The organism is Vibrio sp. 10N.261.52.C11, assembly GCF_041471405.1.
Lineage (GTDB): Bacteria > Pseudomonadota > Gammaproteobacteria > Enterobacterales > Vibrionaceae > Vibrio > Vibrio crassostreae_C.
In genome coordinates, this window is the sequence record NZ_JBFROI010000003.1 from 1 (window position 1) to 2,395 (window position 2,395).

The 2,395-nt window shown below is 49.2% G+C and carries 1 protein-coding gene; it reads right to left on the reverse strand.

The annotated features are described in order from the left end of the window. The coding region (locus AB4323_RS00020) for a VCBS domain-containing protein (protein ID WP_372151320.1) at positions 1–2,395 on the reverse strand (2,395 nt) is incomplete at both ends.

The following is a 2,395-nucleotide window of genomic DNA, read 5'->3' on the forward strand; positions in this document are numbered from 1 at the left end:
TTTGGGCAGCATCGCCAACAGCCGAGAGCGTCGTTGATGCGCCAGTGTGTGTTGTACCACCATGCGCGTCTTTCACATCGTAGGTGAAGTGGACGCTGCCGTTGTAATTGTGGCTTGGAGTGAAGGTGAAGGTTCCATCGTGATTGTCTTGAATCGAGCCATGGTCAGCATGCAAATTAGCGATAGTGAGCTTACCTGCATCGTTGGCGTCTACGTCAACAGTATTAGCGATTAGCTCGGTTGCTGTGATGGTTTGAGCAAGATCTTCTTTACCGCTGTTCAGTTGCACTTCACCAGAACAATACGGACGGTCGTTATCGCCATGAACGGTGACAACAATATCGTGAGTGGTGCCATCAGCCGATTTGACGGTGACAGTATCCGTTATCGATTCACCTTGGCCGAGGTGATCAATCTTTCTACCTGTTGCGTCTTGGCCTATGGAAGCGTAGTAGCTCCAATCTCCGTTACTCTGAAGTATGACACGACCATGAGTGCCGTAATAAACGCCGGTTTGGGCATGGCTTTCACCGGAGTCTGGATCAACAATGTTCAGGTGACCATCAGTGTGTATTTCGTCGTTCCATAATTTGCCGATGTTTCCATGCATATGATCTGGTGAGCGATCATCGACGTAGCCACCAGACATTGTACCATCTGGTGCTGTATAGGTATGCCCTTCATGAACATCTCCAGTATAGACACCGCCGATAACGGCAGAATTATTAACCCCTGTAATCGTTATTGAGAGGTTTTGAGTGCTGCTCGCATTATGCTCGTCTGTGACTGTTACTGGAACAGTCAATGTCTTCGTGACACCTGATGCTAACGATTGATAGCTAGAGTGAGCAGGATCGAAGCTATAACTGCCGTCCGGATTAACCACCAAGCCATCAATCTGCGGTGCGCTGTAAGTCAAGGCCGCACCGGTATCAATATCTTGGCCAACCATTTGTCCATTTAGAACGCTTCCACCTTCAGTCACTGAGTGGGACTGAGCATTGATGGTTGGGGCATCGTTGGTACCATGAACCGTTAGCTCTATCGTGTGTGTTGTACCATCTGCTGAGCGTATAATGGCTGAATCGTGTTTAACTTCGCCTTGCGCTAAGTTCTGTATATTGCGGTTGTCGAGGGTATAGGTGTAGTGACCGTCGCGCATGAGCAGTATGTGCCCACCCAGTTTGGTGTCGTAGCCAATACCTTGATAGGTTTGTGAGCCTATATTCGGATCAAACTGTGCCTCTCCCTTATCAGGGTCTTGGATGTTTAATCTGCCGTCGTAATGCAGTTGGTAGTGGGTATCTATATAGCCGCGATCTTCAGTTACTCCCCGTAAGTCTGCATTGGCTTGTGCGTCGGTAATAATCGCGTTATCTGGAGTTGCGATAAGATCAAACTTAGCTTGAGTGCTGACGCTGCCCCCATGGCCGTCAACCACATCATAGGTGAGTCGAATCTCACCATTGAAATCTTTATCTGGCGTGAAGGTATAAGTGCCATCTTTATTATCAGTCAGGCTACCGTGTGTCGCTTGCAAATTTGTCACGTGCAATACATCGCTACTATCCACATCGCTTGCATGTGTTAGCAAGTCAGAAGCCTTGATGGTTACGGGTTGATCCTCTTTACCCGCAGGAAGCTGAGTCCACGCACTGACAATTGGTTTGTCGTTGCTGCCTTGCACATCGATAACGACTTTATGAGGGACTGCCGCTCCTGTTGAATCGGTAGCGGTGATCCAGAATGATTCAGACTGATGTTCACCAGCCGCGAGTTTATCCGCGGCACCGCCGGTTGAATTGTCTAGCTGATAGTGCCAATGACCATGCTGATCAATCGACAGCGTTCCCCATTGACCTTGGGGTTGATTGATTGCCCACGTAACGGTGTCGGACTTATCTATATCAGTCGCGATTAAGCTCCCTGTCGCATCGGGGTTTCCTGCCGTGTTCAAGCCCTGTTCGATCACCGCGCCACTTGAGGTACCTGAGATAGTAGGGCGGTCATTGGTGCCATTAATCGTCACTTTGATGGCCGACGGTGTGCCATCAACGGAAGAGACGGTAAAGGTTTCTTCGACTTTATCGCCGACGTTCAATTGATTAAACGCACTGTTGGCGGTGAATGTCCATTGGCCATTAGCACCAATGGTGAGGTTGCCGTTGGTGCCAGTAATCGAATCCGGTGTGAATGCGTTATCTGGATTATCCACGTCGGTACTGGTGAGAGCTCCTGATGTCGTTACCGCTTTGTCAGTTTCATCGATAGCGACGGTCGCACTGCTGACAGTAGCGGTGTCGTTAGTACCGTTGATTGTCACCTTGATAGTGGACGGTGTTCCATCAACAGACGACACCGTGAAGGTTTCTTCTACTTTATCGCCGACGTTTAA